The organism is Synechococcus sp. PCC 7336 (genome assembly GCF_000332275.1).
In the GTDB taxonomy this organism is placed as follows: domain Bacteria; phylum Cyanobacteriota; class Cyanobacteriia; order Thermostichales; family PCC-7336; genus PCC-7336.
This window is the reverse complement of the sequence record NZ_CM001776.1, coordinates 496089-515661: the sequence shown is the minus strand read 5'-3', so window position 1 is coordinate 515661 and position 19573 is coordinate 496089. Positions and strand designations below refer to the sequence as shown.

Genomic DNA, 19573 nt, shown 5'->3' with positions numbered 1-19573 from the left:
AGGCATTTATGTCGAATACCAATAGGTCGCCAGCCAAACGGTTGCTCGTGCCGCTCGCCAAGCTGGCGGCGGGGGCGATCGCCTCCATTGGGCTTGCCGCAGGCGTGAGTTGGGGAGTGGTGTTCTCGGATGGTCGGATTGCCTTTAATTCGCCGCCGCGCATGGTCGATACATCCTTAACGCCCAAGTTTGCCAGTGCCCGCAATGCAACGTTCCGCTTTGCTCTGTCTCTGCCTGCCAATGCGGGCGAGCCGCTGTCATATGTCGAGATTATTCCCTACTCTGGGGTGGAAACGATTTATTTTCGCTTGAATAATATTACGGCTTACGAAGGGGCGGGTTTGCGCAGGGGCGAGCCGGTGCCGGTGGTGGGTCTGCCTTTGGGGGGCGAGTTCGACTCGGAGGATAAAGCCGAGGCGATTGGGGTGTTGTTCGATCCGCCCGTCGAGCCGGGGCGCACGGTGACGATCGCCCTCAAGTCTTTGCGCAATCCTCGCCGGGGAGGATCGTATCTCTACACGGTGACAGCTTATCCCGAGCGCGAGGTGGGGGTAGGTCAGCGATTGGGGTTGGCCAGCTTCTCGTTTTTCGATCGCAATGGCGATCGCGATCGCTTCTAAACCCGTTATTTCCTGTGTCGTGCTGCTGCAGCGCAAACACCCAGACGGGAAAGCCTCTAAATGTGGTGCGTTTCTCCCGCTGCATACCGACCTTTTGGGCCACTCGCTGCGAGGCCAGGTTGTCGATGTGGGTAATGGAAATGAGGCGATCGCGGTCTGGAAGTTTAGCCCGAGCCCAATCTCGAATGGCGCGAGCAGCTTCTGTGGCTAAGCCCCTGTTCCAATATTGGGGGGCGATCGCGTAGCCAATTTCCAATTCCTGCTGTCCGTCTACTTCTTGCTGCAGGAGTCCGCAGCGTCCGATGAAGTTGCGATCGCTTTTCTGAATGGTGGCCCAGAGGCCGAAGCCTTGTTGGGTATAGCTTTGAAAGATTTGTTGTAGATATGTGCGGGTGCTGTTGGTGTCGCGGGGGCCGCCCATGTATTGCATGGCGATAGGGTCGGCGTAGAGGGCGGCTAGGTCTGGCAGATCTTCGGGAACAATTTCTCTCAAGATGAGGCGATCGGTTTCAACGATCGTCGGGAGGGAATCTTTCTCGTGTTTGTTCATTGGATTATTTTGAGGGGGCTGCTTTAATTCGATCGCATTTGAGCGGCTTGGGGGACGATTGCCCCCCAAGCCGCTATCCGTATTCTCCCGGCATCGATGTTGGGAAAACTGAGGGCCTGAAACTTCGCCATGGGCTCGGGGCATCGTAAGCAAGACTTCATCAATTCGGACTTCATATTTGTCTTTTAGATGAATGCCAAACAGGCAAAGAGTATATATACTCATTCTGTTTGACGTCCTCTCTGAGGACTTGCTGAAGGTTGGCGAGAAGAGTCTCTCGACCGACTCGATGGCCACTTTGAGGCAGCCTACCTTGCCCCAAAGGTCTGTGTGACTCACCGACAGGAGACATGACTTGGTGCCGATATCTTTAGTCCTGCAACCAGCCTCTAGTGACTCAACCCACCAGCCCTCTGCCTCAAATCTATGCCTCCACAATCGCCGATCGCGAATGTGGCATCACGCATCTCTACTGACGATCGCCACTCTGGCCCTCTCTGTCGGCCTTTTAGGAGACTTGCATTGGCGCAGAGCCCAAGCGACCGAACTGGACTGTGCAACAGACTGTCGCGAGGCTGTCGCGGAGTCAGCCAGTCAAGACCCTGACAGAATCGCGATCGCCAATCGCCCCATCTATATTGCCGATGCTGGGGACACAGTAGACGCGATCGCCCGTCGCTATAGCATTTCGGCTTCCTCCATCCGCTCGGCAAACGAGGACAAAGCGTTAGAAACCCTCAAACAAGGTGAAGAGGTGGCGCTGCCGTGGGTGCCCAATGTGATCGCCCATGCCGATTTTTCAACGGGTGCTGGCGGCAGGCTGCGCAGATCGGCTTCAAGTCTGTTTCCACTGGGCTCGACAGATTTTATTTGGCCAATGGCGGGTCAGGTGAGTTCGAGGTATGGCTGGCGATGGGGCCGAATGCATCGGGGGATCGATGTTGCGGGGCCGGTGGGGACACCGATTGTGGCGGCGATGGAAGGGATCGTGACTTATGCTGGATGGGATCGCGGCGGGTATGGCAACCGGGTGGATATTCGCCATCCCAATGGTTGGGTCACTCGATATGCCCACGGTTCTCGCGTAATGGTGTCTAAAGGGGACAGCGTCAGCCAGGGCGAGGTTATCATGACCGCTGGCAGCACGGGCCGCAGTACGGGGCCGCACTTGCATTTTGAAATTCGTCGCAATGGCTTAGCGATGAATCCAGCAGCCTTTTTAGGAGATACTCCTGCAGCGAATGACGTTCAACTGGCTGCACAGCCATTGGAGGGCGATCCGCACCTAGCGGCAACTCTAACTGAGGGGGACGGCGAAGATCTTCAGCCGTTAAAGATAAGCGCCTCAGAGGGCGGCCCCGAAGGCAATTCAGAGATAATTCGCAATCTACTGCGCGAGATCTCGAGATAGATCGAGCCCTTTTCAGTCAAGGGCTTGCCGATGGGAGGGAGAGTAGTCTTGAATGGGCTCAGGATGGAGATAATTAAGTCCTTTGCTGACCCCTTTTTAGAAGCTGTCATGGCGTCGACCGACAGCAGTGCAAAGACCTTATTTGCGGTTTTGACGCCACTTGCTACAGCTATAACCGGTTACTACTTTGGCTCAGCCAGTGGTCGCAACTCCGATGATTGAGAGTTTGTCGTGACATCTAAGTTACTTATTCTCGGCGGGACGGGGCGAATTGGGAGTAGTGTTGCCCGCGATCTCTGCACTCATACGCCTCATACCGTTGCGATCGCCGGACGCAACTCCAAACTGGGCGATCGCCTTTGCCAGCAACTGGGTCCCCAAGCACAATTTCTCCAATGCGATCTCGCCGATCGGGTCAGGCTGCGAGAGGCGATTGTCGAGGCCGATCTCGTCATTCACTGTGCCGGACCCTTCCTCTACCGCGATGCCAGAGTGCTCGAACTCTGCATCGAAACCCAAACGAATTATCTCGATGTCAGCGACAGCCGAGAATTCACCGAGCTCGCCCTCTCCCTGCGCAGCCGAGCAGAAGCGGCAGGCATCACCGCTACGATTAACTCCGGCATCTTTCCCGGCATTTCTAATAGCATGGTGCGTCAGGCTGCCGAGCAATGCGATCGCCCCGAAACCATTCAACTCAGTTACGTCGTGGCGGGCTCCGGCGGCGCGGGACTGACCGTCATGCGAACTACATTCTTAGGCTTGCTGCATCCGTTCGATGCCTGGATCGATCGCCAATGGCAATCGGTCTTGCCCTACAGCGATCGCCAATCCGTTCATTTCCCCCATTACGGCGATGCCCCAGTCTATTGGTTCGACGTGCCCGAGACCCTGACCCTCGCCGAATCTTTCCCCTCCGCGCAAGCGATCGCCACCAAATTCGGCTCGCTGCCCGATCTCTACAACCATCTCACCTGGCTAATGGCTCGCGCCATTCCCCCCACATTGCTCAAACGCCCAGTCACGATCGAGTTTCTCTCCCAAGTCAGCTATGCCATGACCCAAGTGAGCGATCGCTTTACTGGCATCGGCGTGGCCATTCGGGCCGACGTGACAGAGACAAAGGGCGATCGACAATGGCGATCGACATCCACACTGTATTGCGAGGATACGGCTGCTGCCGCTGGTGCAGGCACGGGCAGCATCGCTGAATCTATGCTTTCGGGGGAACTGTCGAAGCCGGGGGTGTGGCCTGTGGAGCAGATCCTGTCCACTCCTCTATTCGAGGCAGCCATGCACAACCGCAACATTCCCGTCACGCTAGAGCCGTTAGCGCGATCGCAGAGGGAGTCAGCAGCTAAGACAGATGGGGATCTGTGACCGATTCAATTGCCAAAATATTCAGCAATTCCTCGGGCGATCGCCTGCGCTACGCGCTCGCGATATTCCGCCGTGCGCAATCGGCTCGCTTCGGTTGGGTTGGTTAAATAGCCCAACTCCAACAGGACTGACGGCATGGTGATGGGGGTCTCCCGCACCATAAAGAAGCGCGCCCGCCGCACATTGCGATTGACTGCCCCCGTTCCCTGCACGACATTGCGATGCATGACTTGGGCCAATCGGGCGCTGTCGGGACGCAGGTAGTAGGTTTCGGCTCCACTAATGTTGGAGCGGTTGAGGGCATTGGTGTGAATGCTGACTAAAATCGCGGCTCCCCCTGCCACAGCCCTGTCGATGCGGGGTTGCAATAAAATTTTGCGATCGTCCGTCCGCGTCATCACCACATTGAAGCCCCGCTCCAATAACAACCGCTGCACTCGCTGGGTAATATCTAAATTCACCTCTTTTTCGCGAATGCCTCCCACCCCGATCGCGCCGGGATCGGCCCCCCCATGACCGGCATCGAGGGCGATTGTGGCTCGGGGTCGACGGCTGGGAAGTTGGGGGGTGGGAGCTGCCGTCGGTGCCGGCAACGGCACCGACTGGGCGACGGGGGGCGGCGCGGTTTGACCGATACCGAGGAGGTCGAGGGTAATGCGGCGGGAACCTTGGCCGGGAAACGGCTCGAACACGTTAAAGTCCCGCGAGGGCTGCACCAAGATGCTGACGGTCGTCGCATTTTCTTGCACGAACCGAATCCGCTCCACCGGACTGTTCGCAGACAAGCCCGGATCGGGTAAAGCTTCAGGCAGTACCGCCGGACTGACCGAGATGCGATAGGCCCGCGAGCTGGGATCCCAACCGCTGCGATAGAACATAAAACCATCGGCATCGATGACGAGGCGATTGCCCTGCAACTGCACCGATCGCAGCGTGGCCCGAGGCCCGTCAAAGTTGGCGGGGGTATTGGCCACTAGGGTTGCCCCTTGTGCCCCCCCGGCCGGGTAGAGTATCACCCCGCCGCGAGCAGCATCGTAGACACTTTCCCAATCACCGCTGGTGACATCGACGTCTAAGGCAATGCGAGCGACAGTCGGCAAAAATTGTCCGGCCCTGAGGGTACTGACGCCCAGCCGATTGACCGATAACTCTTTCGGACCCTCCATCTGGGAAACATCTGCGCCAAAAAAATCGACAGCAATGCGATCGGGATCGAACAAGCGGCGAGTTGTCACCTCAACAGGTCCGTTGGTGCGAATCAAGAAGCCTTCGGGTGTGGATTCAATGGCTGAGATGTGGATATCGACTTCGCGATCGCCAGTTTGAGCCACTAGCTGAGGTTCGGAGGAAGAGGCGATCGCCGGGGAGGCTGTACCGCTTGTCGGTAGCGGCGGGAGTAGCTCTGTCTGGGGGGGTGCGGCCGCCGCCACTGGGGAGACATTCTGCTGAGGCGATCGGGCAAGCTGAACTGCCCACCGTTCCGGGCTGGCGGTGAGAAGCTGCAATTCTGCGGGTGAGATCGGGCGATCGGGATCGATATCCAACACAATGCGGGTGGTGTCGGGGTTGAATTGACTGATGCGCAATGCCTGTACGCGATCGCCGCGATAGCGCTCGATCCGCTCCGGCTGCCCCCAAATCACTTTAGGAAAGTCCACCACCACGCGGGAGGGATTGTCGAGGGTAAATAGTTCAGGCCGGATTGCCCCCCCAGCATTCACTTCTAAGCGGCCCGAGGCGGGATTGTAGGACCAGTCGCGCAGTTGAGTGGTTTCAGTACTCTCTGCAAGTTCCGCAGCGCGGACGACGGCCGCTGGCGCGATCGCAGCTTCCAGCGCAGTGGTAACGACAGCCATCCCGCCACCCCACAAGCAAGTGCTGCAGCACACTAAAGGTAGCGCCCAATGCTTCAATTTTGTCCGCTTGTCCACTAAATAGCCCCACGACCCCCCAAGCTAAAACCCACTATAGCAACGGCAATTAAGGCAGTCCCCCATTCGAGCGCAAACCTCTTGCTGCTGAGGGAACAGTTCGGCAACGTTACCGAGATTGGGGATTCTGACAACAGTAATTCTGACTATAGAAGGAGGATACCCGAAGGTTGCCTATCCAACCGCTTGCAATGTTGGTGAAGCCATCAACTGACCGGACAAACTAAAGGCTCGCGCTTCGCGAATTTCCACTGGCACTAACTGACCGCGCCAGCGCTGCAGATCCCCCTCGAAAAACACCATCCGGTTCGAGCGGGTGCGACCGCTCACCTGGTCCGGTCGTTTGGGATTGGCCGCTTCCACCAATACCTCTTCAATGCGACCCAAATAGCGCTGGCTGCGGGCGGCGGCTGACTGGGCTACAGCCCGGTTGATGCGCTGCAGGCGATCGCTTTTCACAGCTTCACTCAACTGTTCCTCCCACGTAGCTGCGGGAGTGCCCGGGCGGGGGGAGTAAGCTGCGGTATTGACAGCATCGAACTCGATATCCCGAATCAACTGCAGCGTCTCTTCAAACTGCGCCTCAGTTTCCCCCGGAAAGGCCACGATCGCGTCGGCGGTAATGGAGGCATCTGGCATATACGAGCGCACCAGAGCAATGATGTCGCGATAGCGTTCGTGGGTATAGCCTCGCCGCATCCGCTTGAGCACTTCGTTATTGCCCGCCTGAAAGGGAATGTGAAAGTGCTCGCACAGCTTGGGCAGTTCGGCACAGGTGGCGATTAACTCTTCCGTAAAATAGCGGGGATGGCTGGTGGCAAACCGAATGCGCTCGATCCCGTCCACATCGTGGATGTAGCGCAGTAGGGCGGCCAAGTTGGTTTTCAGATCGCGACCGTAGGCATCGATGTTTTGTCCCAAGAGGGTAATTTCTTTAAACCCCGCGCGACCCAAGGTCTCAATTTCTTGTCGAATTGCCTCGGGAGTGCGGGACTGCTCCAGCCCTCTCACCGACGGCACGATGCAATAGGTGCAGCGCTCGTTACACCCATAAATCACATTCACCCAAGCAGTAATGTCGCTGTCGCGGCGGGGCTTAGTAATGTCTTCAAGAATGTGGGTGGGTTCTGTCATCGCCACCTGATTGCCCGCTTCCACTTGGGCTAACAGGTCCGCCAAACGGTTGACATACTGCGGCCCCATGACGAGATCGACTTCGGGCACCCGCCGCAATAATTGTTCCCCCTGCTGCTGGGCCACACAGCCCGCCACCACAATTTTGAGGGCAGGGTTGTCGTGCTTGCGTTTAGCTTGACGGCCCAAATAGGAATACACCTTCTGCTCGGCATTATCGCGAATGGTGCAGGTGTTGTACAGCACTAAATCGGCGACAAATTCATCCTCGGCAGCGGCATAGCCGAGGGTTTCCAGAACCCCAGCCATACGTTCGGAATCGGCCTTGTTCATCTGACAGCCGAAGGTGGTGATGTGGTAGGTCTGCTGAGACATGGGATGGGGGGCCGGATGGGGTAGCAGTGCGAAGCAAAGACCATTCTAATGTTTTCTGTCGAACTCGTGCATTCTGCGCTCTGCGATCGCAATGGGAAAAGAAAGCGTAAATATTTATGGCTCTATAGGGATAGCAGGGAGGTGAGATAGAAGCGGCATTCTGCTGTTGCGCTGGCCGGAGGGTGTGAAGTGTCCTAGATGCGGGAGCGAGCAGGTCAACAAGCGGGGTATGGATGATACTCAAGCGTATCGTCAACGCTACATCTGTCAAGGCTGCGGCAGACAGGTTGACGATCTGACGGGGAGCATCTTTGCCGCTCGTCGCCAGCCATTGCGAGTTGGGATTAGGGCTCTTGCCAACTTTTGGGGATCTGGAAAATAACCCGTCAATATACTGACGATTTCGAGCGGATAGAAACCAGAAATCGGGGTTGACAGCCCTCTTCTCTATAAAATTGAAGACAAACATTCTCGTCCAACAGTGATGAGCACCAAAAGTTGGCAAGAGCCCGAAGTTGACGTGATTTTGCAACTTGGCCTGGATAGTCAATTAATCGAGGTGCCCTTAAAGCGCAGCTTCATGGAAAATCAGTATTAATTATGACTATTTCTAATTAGATTGACGATACTATTTATAATATCTGAATATATCGTGGTTGGAGCTCTATCTACATTATAGTAATTAGAAGCTCTTAATTTTTTACGATTGCTTAAAGGAGGAACAATATCTCCTAGAGAAAGGATATTGTTCCGGGTTTCGCTAAGGATCTGAATTATTTTGTTTTGAGATTTTTCATCCTTGATGAGGGTATCAAGTTGTAAATCCCTTAGATTATGCCCTTGATTGAGGAGTTCTCCCTCCCACTCTTCTCGAACATTAAGAAGCCATTCATTGTCTGGATCGGCGGCTATCTTTGCATCAATAACCTCAAGAGATTCATCGATAATAAATCTCAAGTCATAGTCTTTTACGCTTACAAAGCCTTTTTTGTAGAAAATTTTTTTTGCATTTCTATCTTAAGAAGCGAACTCTAATTGTGTCTTTAATTCGACTTAATAGATCTAAAGATTGTTGATCTGTGAGTCCCAGTAAGTCTACAACAATTAGGTCAATATTAGATGTAGGCAATGAATCTACCTCACTATTAATGCTCCTTGCCACACGTGGTAAATTGAGCTCAGGAATCAATTCAAATGTTTGGATCCTATCGTTGATCTCCAAGAATGGTCCTTTCAGCTCAATGTTATCTCTGCCTGGAGCATCCACAAAATCAAAGCCTATTGTTGCAGGATTCCTAATCTCTCGTCCAAGTGCAGCCTCAAGGCGAGCTCCACCTAAGCCCTCTACAAAGTCAGGTCTACCTTGCTCGAGGTTATTAGTCAAAGCCTGGATGCGCTGTACAAATGGATCGTTTGGTGAATTTTGTAGCCCAGAGTTGACTCTATTCACAAAATCAAAGTCTTGCTGGAAGCGGGCTGCTGAATTTGTAATCCCGTCAGCCCTACGAGAGAAATCTGCGAATCCAGAGGGATCTTCAGCTCTGCTGGCGCGACTGGCATTGAGACGAGCGCGGACTTCAGCGGGGTCTGGGACATTATCTGAGAAGTTATTTCTCCGACCTGGAACGATTGGGAAAACTTCAGCAGCATCAGAAAGATCCCCGAGAGTGCTCGTTCGAGGGCCATCGGGAAAGGAGCGAAAAATATTGTCTGGCGCTGCCCCGGCAGTAATAATCTCAGCCAGTCCCTCGACAGCGGCTGAAGCACCTGCACTGGTTCGCTCTTCCGTGGTTAAGACTCTACCGGTGGCGAAATCGGTGCCAAAGATAAATTCTGACAGATTAGTTCCCAACTGGAGAGCACCTCCAATAGCCGCTCTGCGGCGGAGTTGGCGGGGCGTTAAACCATTGACTGGAGTCGAAAGATTTTGTTGGGCTCTCTGCTCCTCTCGGGCGATCGCCTCATCCACCTCATCCAAGCGACGACCGATATTATTCAAAGTCGTCCCGAGGGCTACCACACCGAGAATGGTGGCTGCTACTGGTAGTGCTGCTGGGGCTAGTGCTGTAAACCCTGCGATCGCTATCCCCACAGCAGCTCCAGTGACAACGCCACCGGTAACCACTTCTCGTACAAACTGGTCTGGGTTAATTGGCTGGGGCTCAGTTAAAGGAGCTGTTTCAGGAGTAGTCGAAGGTTGGATTCCAGCAACATCTGGTCCATCGGTGCCATTCACAGCATCGGGAGACACCACAAAGGGGCCGACTCGGCGACGAGGATCGCGGGGACGATTGGGGCGGGGATCCCGAGGTGGTAGGGGCTCTTCTGGCTCGTTGATTTCTGCTTCCGGCTCGTCGACCGCAGGCTCGGGCACGGGGTTGTGCTCGCTATTGGACAGCTCGGTGCCTTGATTGGGAGAGGGAGCGCGCGGGGGTAGATCGTCCTGCGTGATGATGATATCGGCCCCTTCGTCGATGATTGGCTCGGGAGTTAGAGTGGGCTGTTCGGGGGCTTCGGCAATCGGCGGTTCGGGTGTCTCAGCACCCGGTGAAGCAGAAGCTCTCACATCCAGAGACAAAAACGGCTTGACCGGGTGGAAGCTCGGCTGTGGCAAGGGGATGTTGATGGTGCGATCGAGCAGTTTGCGGCTTGGCAGCACGAGCGGGTGGAGCGCTTCATAGCCTATCTGACGAAGCATCTACATCGAATTGTCAATTACAGCTATTTCCAGACAGAAGGGATTTCCATCGGCTCGGGAGCCATTGAGTCTACCGTCAAGCAAATTGGTCGGCGCATCAAAATTTCAGGAGCCCAATGGAAGGAGGATAATGTTCCACAAGTCCTCAAACAGCGCTGTTTCTACCTCAATGGATTTCTCTCTGCTTGAAATCTGCAAAACTGGGATGCACTCTATTGAGGGGAACTCGAAAAATTGCTTTTGTCCAAAAAGCAGAGCCTGGAACCCTTGAAAACTCGTTGAAGATTCTCAATAATTCAGCCATATTCTCAATAAGCCTGAATTAATCGAGGTGCCCTTGAGTTAACCTCCTAATATATCTTGCTTAGAGATGCTTACATCTTTAGATCCCTCAAGAAACAGTCCTCCTGACATGCCTGAATATAACTCATCAATGGCGTGACCATAAGCTTTAATCATTACGATCTTCAGGTTGACATATCTAAGATTTTCTATGTCAGTTACTTCATAGTTCCCTTCGGGCGTTCTGGCTAGAATATTTCTATACACTTTCTGAAAAGTATCACCTATTTTTATTGTACCCTTATTGCAAGCACCTTCAACATAGAGCAAATCTTCTATTTCTTTTACAGAATCAATCAAAAATTCCATGACTCACCTTAATTTGCTGCACGCCTCGTGAACTCGAGAATTTGCTCAGGTGTTAAACGAGGAGTATTTTCTAAGATTTGTGTTGCCTCCTGAACAGATCCAATTGAAGGCGGTAGGTCTGCTACACCTAACTCACTTAGGATTTGTCTGGCCCTATCAGCCGATATAGAATTTGGTGCGTTACGAGCAAAGTCTGATGGAGACATACCAACAGCCACCTCTCTTTCCAAGGTTCTCCTCACATTCCCTAAGTTTATGTCAGGGCTGCCAAAATCTTGTGCATTTCCGAACAAAACTATGGGATCTCCACCTCTTGCTTTGCCTTCAAGAGCAAAAACTGTTGCTACCAGAGGATCTGTAGATGCAGGCGAAATTCCTAACCGCTGTAATATGGGATTCCCAGGAAAGTCCCTTGTGGTGCCACGAAATAGAGGAGTACCTCCCAGTAGCTGAAGTTGACGAGCGATCTCACCGTCACTTAAACCAGCCCCTCTCAGTGCAGTCAATTCGCTCAAGTCAAGATCGCTAAGTGCTCCGTTATCTGCTCGGCGCCCTGGGACTAGCGGAAAAATCCCTTCAGCAGCATCGCCAAGAGCTGACTCGGATGCCACCTCTCGTGAATTACTCAAGCGTATGGGTCCAGAATTGCGACTGTTAGCAGTGAATGTCCGAACCACTTCATCAGCCGTAGTGATGAGACCAACCACCTCAGTGGCGGTACTCAAAACACCAGTCCCCAAGTCTTCGCTACGCTGCTGAGTGGACAGCGTTGCACCCGTGACGAAATCTCGACCCGTCACGCCTTGAATCAGTTGAGTGACACCAGTGATATCACCCACGGCACCCGTGAAAACTCTAAGCTGAGTTTCGACTTCAGAACGACCCAAGGGGCCGACCAGAGTCGAGCCATCGACAACACTCTGGCTTCTGCCTAGACTGGCGGCCTGTTGAGAGCGCCGTCTGAGGCTAAACCCAAACACTGCCACAGCCAATGTGACTCCCACAACCGCAGCAGTAACGGGTGCTGCAGCTAAGGCTAAACCACCAACGATCGCGCCTGTAACGAGTGCTTGGGAACTGTTGTTGAATGCATCAATAGCCGTGAGAGGAGCGATCGGGTTGGGAGTGGAGTCAAACAGTGGAGAGGAAGCAAGGCTGTCAGTATTTCCAGGAGTAGAGGAGGTTGTGGATTGGATTCCAGCAACATCTGGTCCATCGGTGCCATTCACAGCATCGGGAGACACCACAAAGGGGCCGACTCGGCGACGAGGATCGCGGGGACGATTGGGGCGGGGATCCCGAGGTGGTAGGGGCTCTTCTGGCTCGTTGATTTCTGCTTCCGGCTCGTCGACCGCAGGCTCGGGCACGGGGTTGTGCTCGCTATTGGACAGCTCGGTGCCTTGATTGGGAGAGGGAGCGCGCGGGGGTAGATCGTCCTGCGTGATGATGATATCGGCCCCTTCGTCAATGATTGGCTCGGGAGTTAGAGTGGGCTGTTCGGGAGCTTCGGCAATCGGCGGTTCGGGGGCTTCAGCGCTTGGTGATACAGAAGTCCTCTCATCAAAAGACACAGGCTCGGGGTTGACTGGGCTGAATTCCGTTGCTCTCAGCTCGGCGATCTCTCGAGCTCTCGCAAGTGTCTGGTTAATGGTTGTTTCGGGAAGGGATGTCTTACTACCTTCAGCGATCTCGTTGGAGCGATCGCGTAGCTCGTTAATAGTTGCTTGGGGAATAGTAGAGCCGCTCTCCACGCTCAAATTAAATTGAAGTGGCGACTCTGCCTGATTGCCACTGGGGTCGATAAAGTTGAGCGGACTGTTCCCCACATAGCGATATAAGTTGACATCTCCAGCAGCAAAGCCAATCGGGTCTTGGCTGATAAATTGACCGGTGGATGGGTCGAGGTAGCGGGCGCGGAAGTAATACAGTCCCGTTTCCTCATCAAACTCTCGTCCCGTAAAGCTGAAGCGGAATTCAACGCTGGCATCGCTCTGGCTGGTGATGTTGCCGAAGCTGTCAAATGTGAGGTGGTTGACTACCGTGCCAGTAGAGTCGGCTATATCCCGCACCGTGTTTTGATGGTCGCTCAGGGCATACAGAACATTGCCCGCCCCATCCTCTTGCGCCACGACGCGATCGATTGATGTGCTGTGGAGGAACCTTTGGGTAACTTCACCGCTCTCGTACGTCACTAAGGCAATATCGCTACCGTCATACAGATACCGCTCGGTTTGTCCCTCCACAGTGCGCCCAATGCGGCGATCTAGGGCATCGTAGGTATATTCCGCTCGCCCAGTCTCGTTGCCGCTACTGTCGAGGGTGATGGCAGAGGTGAGGCGGTTGCGATGGTCGTATTCGTACTGGGTGACTTCGCCCGTGGCCTTATCGGTGCGTTGGGTGCGATTGCCCTCCGCGTCGTAAGCGTAGGTGAAGTTCTCGTCTTCTAAAAGCTGATTGTTGGGACCAACGATATTACCGGTATTGGTGCGGTTACCGGTGGCATCGAAGCTGAAAGATTCGTCAGTTTGGAAGTCGAAGTTGCCTTCGAGTTGTTGGCCGCTGGCATCGTAGCTGAAGCTGCTGAGACCATCGAGCGATTGGATGGCGGTGATGCGATTGGCTGCGTCGAAGCTGTAGGTGTAGTCGGCCAGGACTGTGCCGCCTGCGTCAGTATGAGTGATATTGGCCAGACGACCGGCAGCATCGAAGCTGTGGGTGGTGGCGATCGCCACTTGCGTCCCCGCTAAGTCGTTGAAAGTTTCAACGCCAATCAGTTGGCTGGCGGCATCGTAGGTATAACTGACACGCTTGTCGCTGACCGCTGCCCCTGTTTGCGTAATATCAATGACGCGATCGAGTGAGTCGTAGGTAAAGCGTTCGACACCAGTTTCGACTGCGTCAATACTGTCGGTGACACTGAGGCGATTGCCGACGGCGTCGTAGGTGTAGTCGAGGGTAAAGGTGGGGATTCCGGCAGTACCGGTATTGTCGCTGCGGGTGAGGCGCCCAGCGGCGTCGTAGCGGTAGGTATAGCTGGAATCAAAGTCGCTGATGCCTATCAGTTGGCTGGCGGCATCGTAGGTGTAGTCGATTTGCTCGACAGCTGTGCCTGCATCGTCTAAGAAGCGTTCTTGCGTGAGGCGATCGAGGCTGTCGTAGCTGTAAGCGGTTTGGCGACCGTTGCGATCCACCAGACTGGTCAAATTACCGACTTCGTCATAGTTGTAGCTGCGGCTGTCACCCAACTGGTTGGTTTCGCGCACCAGCAGATCGCGGACGTCATACTCATAGGTAGTGGTATTGCCAGATGCGTCGGTGATGGATGCGAGAGTGCCGACGGCAGTGTAAGTGGAGGTAGTAGTAAACCCGAGTGGGTCAATCGTGGCGATCTCTCGATTGAGCTCGTCGTAAACAAAGCGGGTGGTATTGCCCAAAGCATCGGCTTGCGAGGTCAAGTTGCCGACCGCATCGTAGCCGAACAGCGTCGAGTTACCTAAAGCATCAGTGATGCGTGTTTGGCGATCGAGCGCATCGTAGCCAAAGCGAGTGGTGCGCCCCAATTCATCGGTAAAACCGTATCAGCCTCGGGAGAGTAGGGTAGGGCAATCAGCCTGTGCTCTAAGTTCATCACCCTTTTGAGTGCCTGATAAAACCTATTTAATTTAGGTGATACAGTATTTTAGCTAGATCCTGGATGACACAAAAGTTGCATTATCTTTATAGTCCATGCAACTTCTGTGTCTACTTTTAAAGCTATGAAAGCCTTATAGATTAAGCTCTTTTTCTGGAATTTAAGCATAGAAAATGTGCAGGAAGCCTTGTGGATAGAATCGACACCCTAGGAGTAGGGTTGGATGCCTGATAGATTTTGTTCCGTGGGCAGTGCCCACCCTAACTCGCTCTCCTCTACTAGGAGCTGATTGTCTCCAGCATGAAAGAAGCGGCATCGATATCCCAAGTTAGCCAAGCTGGCGGGTTCTTTGATACTCCTTCGATAGAAAACCGTTTGTAGTTTTGGCCTTCCGAGGGTTGAGCTATATTTTTGTCTACTATTTTTTCTCCTGTAAAACCTTTGCGATCTTCTGAATATAGAGCTAGTATTCTGTGAGAATAAATTACATTTTTGAAGATAGCAATACATGAGTCAGATGGTTGGATAATTCCCTTTAACGGATGCTCTCCAAATATATACAAGCCAGAGTCGATATTCACGTATAAATCTTTATCAGAGAAGCTAAATTCTCCGATGTTACATTCTGTAAAATGTAAATCTTCAAAATAGTTTTCGGTGATCATTTTACTGTATTCGCTCAAGTATAGTAGTCACTATGCTATCATTATCAATTGGTGCACCATCTGTTCTAAAAAATTGGAAGTTAGCAAACTCCTGTGGAAGTGGAATATTTTCCTGGACTATCCTTAAGTTCAAATTGCTTAGCACTTCGGGGCTGACTCGATCAACTTGTGCAAATCTATTGTTGGGCGTACCACTAACTATAATTCGGCCTCCTGGTCTGGTGACACGTGCAGCTTCCGGCAGGAAATCTAGCATGTTTCTATTACTACCTTCTGGAATGAATGGATTGAAGGTAGTAACTCTATCAACACTATTGCTCGGAATAAATGAAAGTCCATCGGACAATATATTAGCTCTGACACCCTGCTCGGCAATGATATCAACATTGATTGCTCCGGGAACTTGGGAGTTGCGACCACCGAATAAGTCAAGTGTGGTATTACCTTGCCCAGAAAATAGACTGCCAGCATTGTCAGCTGTAAAGAGACCACTATTTGGGCCAATAATTGAGTCAGAGGCAATTCACTTTTTAGATGTAATTTTCTCCGATAAATACTGGGTTTGAGCGGCTAAGGAAAAAGACGGTGATGGTTGTTATTTGAGCAAGCCCCCCGAGGCAAGAGTTGAATCAATTCTACTGCTCGTCCAACTGTTCGGCGGCTAAGGTGGCGAATAACTCATCGGCTGTGGCGGGTGTCTCTTCAGTCTGTCCATCCCAATCGACGGAGAGCGATCGCTCGGAACGAGCCGGGTGAGTGAGGGTATGAACCTGCTTGAGCTTCTTAATCGAGACCTGGGTGTAAATCTGAGTGGTATCGAGACTGACGTGACCCAGCATCGCCTGAATGTGACGGATATCAGCTCCATTCTCGTGCATGAGCGTCGCCATCGTGTGACGGAACAAATGACAACTACCCGTCTTGCCCAGCTCAGCCTTATCGACATAGGAGCGAACCAACTGAGTCAAGCGGTTGGGAGTCAGCGGCTCCCCCAGATGAGAGAGAAACAAACGGCCATCCTCATGACCGCAACAGAGATGGGGCCGCACATCAGCCAGATATTTCTCTATCCAAGCCACGGCCCGAGCGCCAATGGGAATCATGCGGTCCTTGCGTCCTTTCCCCTGACGCACCATCAAAGTACCCCGTGCATATTCATCCGACTTCGGGGTCTTGTCCGCTTTTGGTGATCGTTAAATCTGTCCTAAATGAGGCGCTTATTTCGTATAAGAATCAACTGATTAGGATGAGGCGCTTGGCCAATAGCTCGAGCCCAGCCCTTCCAAACATCTGCCGTTTCAGCATTTTTAGTCGGTTGTTTTGACCCTCCACTGGCCCATTGCTCACCTCGAGTGTGAGAGCTGCTTTCACCGCATCGTAATCTTCTTGAAGACCCTTGGCAAAACTCCGTAATGCCTTGATTGAGCTGCTCACAGCTGTCTCCAGCCAATCGTCGAATTCCCCAGGCAGTCGCTCGCGCACCAGTTTGATGAACCCCTGAGCCAGAGCGATCGCCCCCGATAACTTTGGCTGCTGGCCCAGTTTTTCCAGCAGGGTTTTCTCCTCAGGCGTAAGGTTTTCAGGCCGTGTCAACAGCAGCCAAGCCGCCCGCTTGGCACTCAAAGGCTCTGACACTGGTGTGGCGGGTGATGGCGCTGGTCCCCGACCCGGTAAGTCATTGAGGGATTCTCGGCTGGGCTTGATGGAGGGCAGAGAGCAACGCAACTGCCGAGTGTAACGGGCGACGGTCATATAGCTGCCCGGGTACCCTTGCTGTTGGATCTCGCCAAACAACTGTTTAGTTTGTTGGCGCCCTTGCTGCCATTGCTCTGACAGGTAAGCCTTGTATGGATCCAAACAACTGGGGTTTCTCCGCCGCCCCACAGGATATTGCCATTCCGGAAACGTTGACGCGGCCAGGTAGGTATACACCGTTCGCTCGCCAATGCCGAGGTGATGGGCAATGTCTTTAATGGCATAGCCTTGCTTGCGTAGAGCATGGGTTTGTTCCCACTTCTCCAGTCGTATGGCCCGATTGACTTCCCTTTGGGTTCGATATCTATCCGGAGCAGCTTCGGGGGTCGGTGCTTCGGTTGGCTGTTGGGCTTGAATCTGTTGCTGCTCAACCTGTTCGAGCGACTGGGTTTGTCCCTTAAAGACTTTCTCTAAAGCCTCTTCGAGATTCTGCAACAGATGAAAGCGATCGGCTACCTGGATGGCATCGGGTGCTCCATCGCTCATGCCTCGCCTGTAGGCTTTGGAGCGATCTCTCGAGAGAATCTTCACGCCAGGATGCTCTTTCAACCAGGCTGCTAAGGTCCCAGCCGCCCGGTCGGGGAGTAGTGCGATCGGTTGGTTGGTCTCCAAGTCGACCAAGATCGTTCCGTAATGATGACCCGTGCGAAACGCGAAATCATCCACCCCCAATATCTTTGGCGTGGCCATGACTGGTAGGGGCAATTTGGAGATGGCTCGCAAGATGGTGTTGCGGCTGTATCCGTATCCGAGCTGATGGCTCAAGCGGGCTGCTGCCGAACCACCGAGGGCTAAGCCCATCGCTTCCAGTTGAGCCGTGTAGCGAGTCGTGCGTCTGGCCCAAGGCGCGACAACCTCGGGCAGACGCTCCGTAAAGATACGCCGAGGGCAACGCTCGTTGAGGCAGAAGAACTTACAGACTTGGAGCAATATCGTCAGCGTGAATTGAACTAATGGCAGATCCCTCAACGTTCTCTCATAGTGGCTATGGATGCGATCGGTGGAGCGATGACACAGCGGGCAACAGGCCACCGTTTGAGTCGAGCAGAGGTTAACAACGAGCTGTTGGTTGGCCGGATCGATACTCCAACTGTTCAAGCTCACATCCGTTTGGCTGGGCAGGAGATGCTGTAAAAGTTCCACGGGCTTGGCAGAGTGAGGGTTTGCACCTGGTATTCTCCTATACCTTCTCTGCATCACCAAAAGCGGACAAGACCCCGAAGTTGGCGTTATTTTGCAGGGCGTTGCCAACGACTGCACAGTTGTACCAGTGTTTTGTTCTTTCGGTTTGGGCGACCAAGTTTTACCTGCCCATTGACTTAATTCGCATTGATGAACGTACTGGTAACATCGCTTTCATTGCGGGTGAAGAAACAGTGATTACCATTGATGCTCAAGGGAGATGGGATAAAACTCATGAGTGAAGTAGATTTGCAGATGATGTCCCTTAAAGAGCTGAAGGCTTACGTGTTATCCCACCGTGAGGATGACCAGGCATTCCATACCTACATGGATAGACTTCAAGCTGAGGCAACTTGGACTTCTTATCCGCCTCTGAAATCGATGGAGGATATGGAGAATTACCCCGAGGTGATTGAGAGATTTCAGCAGGATTCTGGCCAGCATTCATAGATGAAGAAATAAGGTGCATCCCGCTTCGAAAATGCACCTTATTTCTAGACAATGGAAATCGACCTCGAAGGTGAGGGCAGGTTTACCTGCTCTTACCTTTGAGGAGCAAAACAATCTTGAGGGTCGTGCCCGTGTTTTTTCCCGCGCCAAGCAGCTACGGCGGGTGGGTGGGTGCGTTGCCCCTGCTTCGTTGATGGCACTGTTGGGCATTAGCGGGGTTGCGCGGGGGCGGCTTGGCGCGAATTGGGAGGCGCGATTAGCGCGGGTGGGGGGACTAGCATTGCCGTTGCACGACCGTGCGCTTGATCACCGGCGATGCGGAACAAGCGGAGCAAAGCGACTTCATTTACGTATCAGCCTCGGGGATGAGCAGTAGTCAATCTAATGCGGTAGGCGGGTGCCCGCCCCACCCGAATTCAAGCCTCGCGCTCTAAAACCGGGATTTATTTAGCCAATATTCAGATTTTTTAGGATCAATTTCTAAACCAAGTAATCCTTTTTGATAGGCTTGACTTAGGATTAATTGTGAAGGAGCATATCCTTCTTTACTTGCTTTCTCGAAATATTTAAAAGCTTGCTTGTATTTTTTAAGATCAAGATAGATTTCCCCTAGTCTATGGTAAGCATAAGAAAAACCTTTTTCCCCAGCTTTTTCATAGTATTTTTTTGATAGTCTATAATCTTTTTCAAAATCACTAGACAATCCATATATTCCCGAATATATATCTCCTAACATTGATTGTGCTAGAGGCATATCTTGAGATGAAGCTAATTTTAATAGCTTAATTGACTCTTTAGGATTGCTTTCAAAAAGAATAGTAGCAAGATTTATTTGGGCAATCGCATAACCCTGCTCAGCTGCAAATCGATACCATTTAGAAGCTTCAACTAAATTGGAATCCGTGCCTTGACCTGAAAAATACATTCCAGCAAGAGAGATTTGAGCTTTGACATCTCCACTCTCAGCAAGTTTTTGGAAAATCCTAAATGCTTTATCAAATTCATTATTTTGATAGGCAAAATCTCCATTTTCAAAAGTATCCATTTATATATCTCCATGGAGTAATAAAACATCAGAAACTTTGAGGAATTTATTTCATTCAACCAGCAGAAAAAATGCATCTTACTATGAGATCGATC

16 protein-coding genes and 2 pseudogenes are annotated in these 19573 nt (G+C 52.6%); 7 read left to right on the top strand and 11 right to left on the bottom strand.

Annotated elements, in window-relative coordinates; genetic code table 11:
* Positions 1 to 8: 8 nt before the first annotated feature.
* On the top strand, positions 9 to 620 hold the full coding sequence (locus SYN7336_RS32130) for a DUF2808 domain-containing protein (protein WP_017324333.1): 612 nt from the start codon (positions 9 to 11) through the stop codon (positions 618 to 620).
* Between the two features lie 91 nt (positions 621 to 711).
* On the opposite strand, the pseudogene SYN7336_RS28560 reads toward SYN7336_RS32130, so the two are convergent.
* Positions 712 to 1170: pseudogene (locus SYN7336_RS28560) on the bottom strand (GNAT family N-acetyltransferase); the annotation flags it as partial.
* Positions 1171 to 1621: 451 nt separating this feature from the next.
* Here SYN7336_RS28560 and SYN7336_RS27625 point away from each other — a divergent pair.
* Both SYN7336_RS27625 and SYN7336_RS02440 read left to right on the top strand, forming a co-directional pair.
* Complete coding sequence (locus SYN7336_RS27625; protein ID WP_017324329.1) at positions 1622 to 2581, top strand: M23 family metallopeptidase; 960 nt, start codon at positions 1622 to 1624, stop codon at positions 2579 to 2581.
* Positions 2582 to 2812: 231 nt separating this feature from the next.
* Positions 2813 to 3961, top strand: coding sequence for a saccharopine dehydrogenase family protein (locus tag SYN7336_RS02440; protein ID WP_017324327.1), 1149 nt, complete (start codon positions 2813 to 2815; stop codon positions 3959 to 3961).
* A 5-nt stretch (positions 3962 to 3966) separates the two neighbouring features.
* Here SYN7336_RS02440 and SYN7336_RS02435 read toward each other — a convergent pair whose 3' ends face one another.
* Both SYN7336_RS02435 and miaB read right to left on the bottom strand, forming a co-directional pair.
* Positions 3967 to 5817, bottom strand: a complete 1851-nt coding sequence (locus SYN7336_RS02435; protein ID WP_017324326.1) for an N-acetylmuramoyl-L-alanine amidase — start codon at positions 5815 to 5817, stop codon at positions 3967 to 3969.
* 249 nt (positions 5818 to 6066) lie between these two features.
* A complete protein-coding gene (miaB, locus tag SYN7336_RS02430) occupies positions 6067 to 7401 on the bottom strand; it encodes a tRNA (N6-isopentenyl adenosine(37)-C2)-methylthiotransferase MiaB (protein ID WP_017324325.1) in 1335 nt (444 codons plus the stop codon).
* Between the two features lie 166 nt (positions 7402 to 7567).
* Here miaB and SYN7336_RS28555 point away from each other — a divergent pair, with 166 nt between their 5' ends.
* Positions 7568 to 7783 carry a transposase gene (locus SYN7336_RS28555; protein ID WP_071590726.1) on the top strand — a complete coding sequence of 72 codons (216 nt, stop codon included), beginning with the start codon at positions 7568 to 7570 and terminating at the stop codon, positions 7781 to 7783.
* 212 nt (positions 7784 to 7995) lie between these two features.
* Here the strand turns inward: SYN7336_RS28555 and SYN7336_RS24090 are convergent, their stop codons facing one another.
* Complete coding sequence (locus SYN7336_RS24090) at positions 7996 to 8358, bottom strand: hypothetical protein (protein WP_038025687.1); 363 nt, start codon at positions 8356 to 8358, stop codon at positions 7996 to 7998.
* A 55-nt stretch (positions 8359 to 8413) separates the two neighbouring features.
* The gene (locus tag SYN7336_RS02415; RefSeq protein WP_193789872.1) at positions 8414 to 10015 is read right to left on the bottom strand and encodes a hypothetical protein; all 1602 of its coding nucleotides are present in this window, start codon (positions 10013 to 10015) and stop codon (positions 8414 to 8416) included.
* Here SYN7336_RS02415 and SYN7336_RS24085 point away from each other — a divergent pair.
* Positions 9980 to 10288, top strand: a pseudogene (locus SYN7336_RS24085) (ISKra4 family transposase); the annotation flags it as partial. The gene SYN7336_RS02415 and the pseudogene SYN7336_RS24085 sit on opposite strands and share 36 nt — an antisense overlap.
* A gap of 153 nt (positions 10289 to 10441) precedes the next feature.
* Here the strand turns inward: SYN7336_RS24085 and SYN7336_RS02405 are convergent.
* The 5 genes from SYN7336_RS02405 to SYN7336_RS02385 all read right to left on the bottom strand — a co-directional run bounded on the left by SYN7336_RS02405 (position 10442) and on the right by SYN7336_RS02385 (position 17944).
* A complete protein-coding gene (locus tag SYN7336_RS02405; protein ID WP_017324320.1) occupies positions 10442 to 10750 on the bottom strand; it encodes a hypothetical protein in 309 nt (102 codons plus the stop codon).
* Positions 10751 to 10758: 8 nt separating this feature from the next.
* Positions 10759 to 14310: an RHS repeat-associated core domain-containing protein gene (locus SYN7336_RS32885; protein WP_017324319.1), complete on the bottom strand. Its 3552-nt coding sequence runs from the start codon at positions 14308 to 14310 to the stop codon at positions 10759 to 10761.
* 349 nt (positions 14311 to 14659) lie between these two features.
* Complete coding sequence (locus tag SYN7336_RS02395) at positions 14660 to 15046, bottom strand: hypothetical protein (protein WP_017324318.1); 387 nt, start codon at positions 15044 to 15046, stop codon at positions 14660 to 14662.
* Positions 15047 to 15681: 635 nt separating this feature from the next.
* Entirely contained in the window at positions 15682 to 16185 is a 504-nt protein-coding gene (locus SYN7336_RS24080; RefSeq protein ID WP_255346700.1) for a tyrosine-type recombinase/integrase, read from the bottom strand.
* A gap of 94 nt (positions 16186 to 16279) precedes the next feature.
* The gene (locus SYN7336_RS02385; RefSeq protein ID WP_017324316.1) at positions 16280 to 17944 is read right to left on the bottom strand and encodes an ISL3 family transposase; all 1665 of its coding nucleotides are present in this window, start codon (positions 17942 to 17944) and stop codon (positions 16280 to 16282) included.
* Positions 17945 to 17964: 20 nt separating this feature from the next.
* Between SYN7336_RS02385 and SYN7336_RS28545 the strand changes: the two genes are divergently transcribed.
* Together SYN7336_RS28545 and SYN7336_RS02380 are read left to right on the top strand one after the other, a co-directional pair.
* Positions 17965 to 18225 (top strand): hypothetical protein, encoded by a 261-nt coding sequence (locus tag SYN7336_RS28545; protein WP_227498587.1) that lies wholly within the window; start codon positions 17965 to 17967, stop codon positions 18223 to 18225.
* On the top strand, positions 18218 to 18433 hold the full coding sequence (locus SYN7336_RS02380; RefSeq protein WP_038026390.1) for a hypothetical protein: 216 nt from the start codon (positions 18218 to 18220) through the stop codon (positions 18431 to 18433). Before SYN7336_RS28545 ends, SYN7336_RS02380 begins: the two co-directional genes overlap by 8 nt.
* 430 nt (positions 18434 to 18863) lie before the next feature.
* Here SYN7336_RS02380 and SYN7336_RS02375 read toward each other — a convergent pair whose 3' ends face one another.
* Positions 18864 to 19478: a tetratricopeptide repeat protein gene (locus SYN7336_RS02375; RefSeq protein WP_017324314.1), complete on the bottom strand. Its 615-nt coding sequence runs from the start codon at positions 19476 to 19478 to the stop codon at positions 18864 to 18866.
* Positions 19479 to 19573 lie beyond the last annotated feature (95 nt).

What these genes read in the sequence shown, in the direction of transcription:
- SYN7336_RS32130 (WP_017324333.1), top strand. Translation starts at nt 9, where the DNA reads ATGTCGAATACCAATAGGTCGCCAGCCAAACGGTTGCTCGTGCCGCTC.
- SYN7336_RS27625 (WP_017324329.1), top strand. Translation starts at nt 1,622, where the DNA reads ATGTGGCATCACGCATCTCTACTGACGATCGCCACTCTGGCCCTCTCT.
- SYN7336_RS02435 (WP_017324326.1), bottom strand. Translation starts at nt 5,817, where the DNA reads ATGGCTGTCGTTACCACTGCGCTGGAAGCTGCGATCGCGCCAGCGGCC.
- miaB (WP_017324325.1), bottom strand. Translation starts at nt 7,401, where the DNA reads ATGTCTCAGCAGACCTACCACATCACCACCTTCGGCTGTCAGATGAAC.
- SYN7336_RS02405 (WP_017324320.1), bottom strand. Translation starts at nt 10,750, where the DNA reads ATGGAATTTTTGATTGATTCTGTAAAAGAAATAGAAGATTTGCTCTAT.
- SYN7336_RS02395 (WP_017324318.1), bottom strand. Translation starts at nt 15,046, where the DNA reads ATGATCACCGAAAACTATTTTGAAGATTTACATTTTACAGAATGTAAC.
- SYN7336_RS02380 (WP_038026390.1), top strand. Translation starts at nt 18,218, where the DNA reads ATGAGTGAAGTAGATTTGCAGATGATGTCCCTTAAAGAGCTGAAGGCT.
- SYN7336_RS02375 (WP_017324314.1), bottom strand. Translation starts at nt 19,478, where the DNA reads ATGGATACTTTTGAAAATGGAGATTTTGCCTATCAAAATAATGAATTT.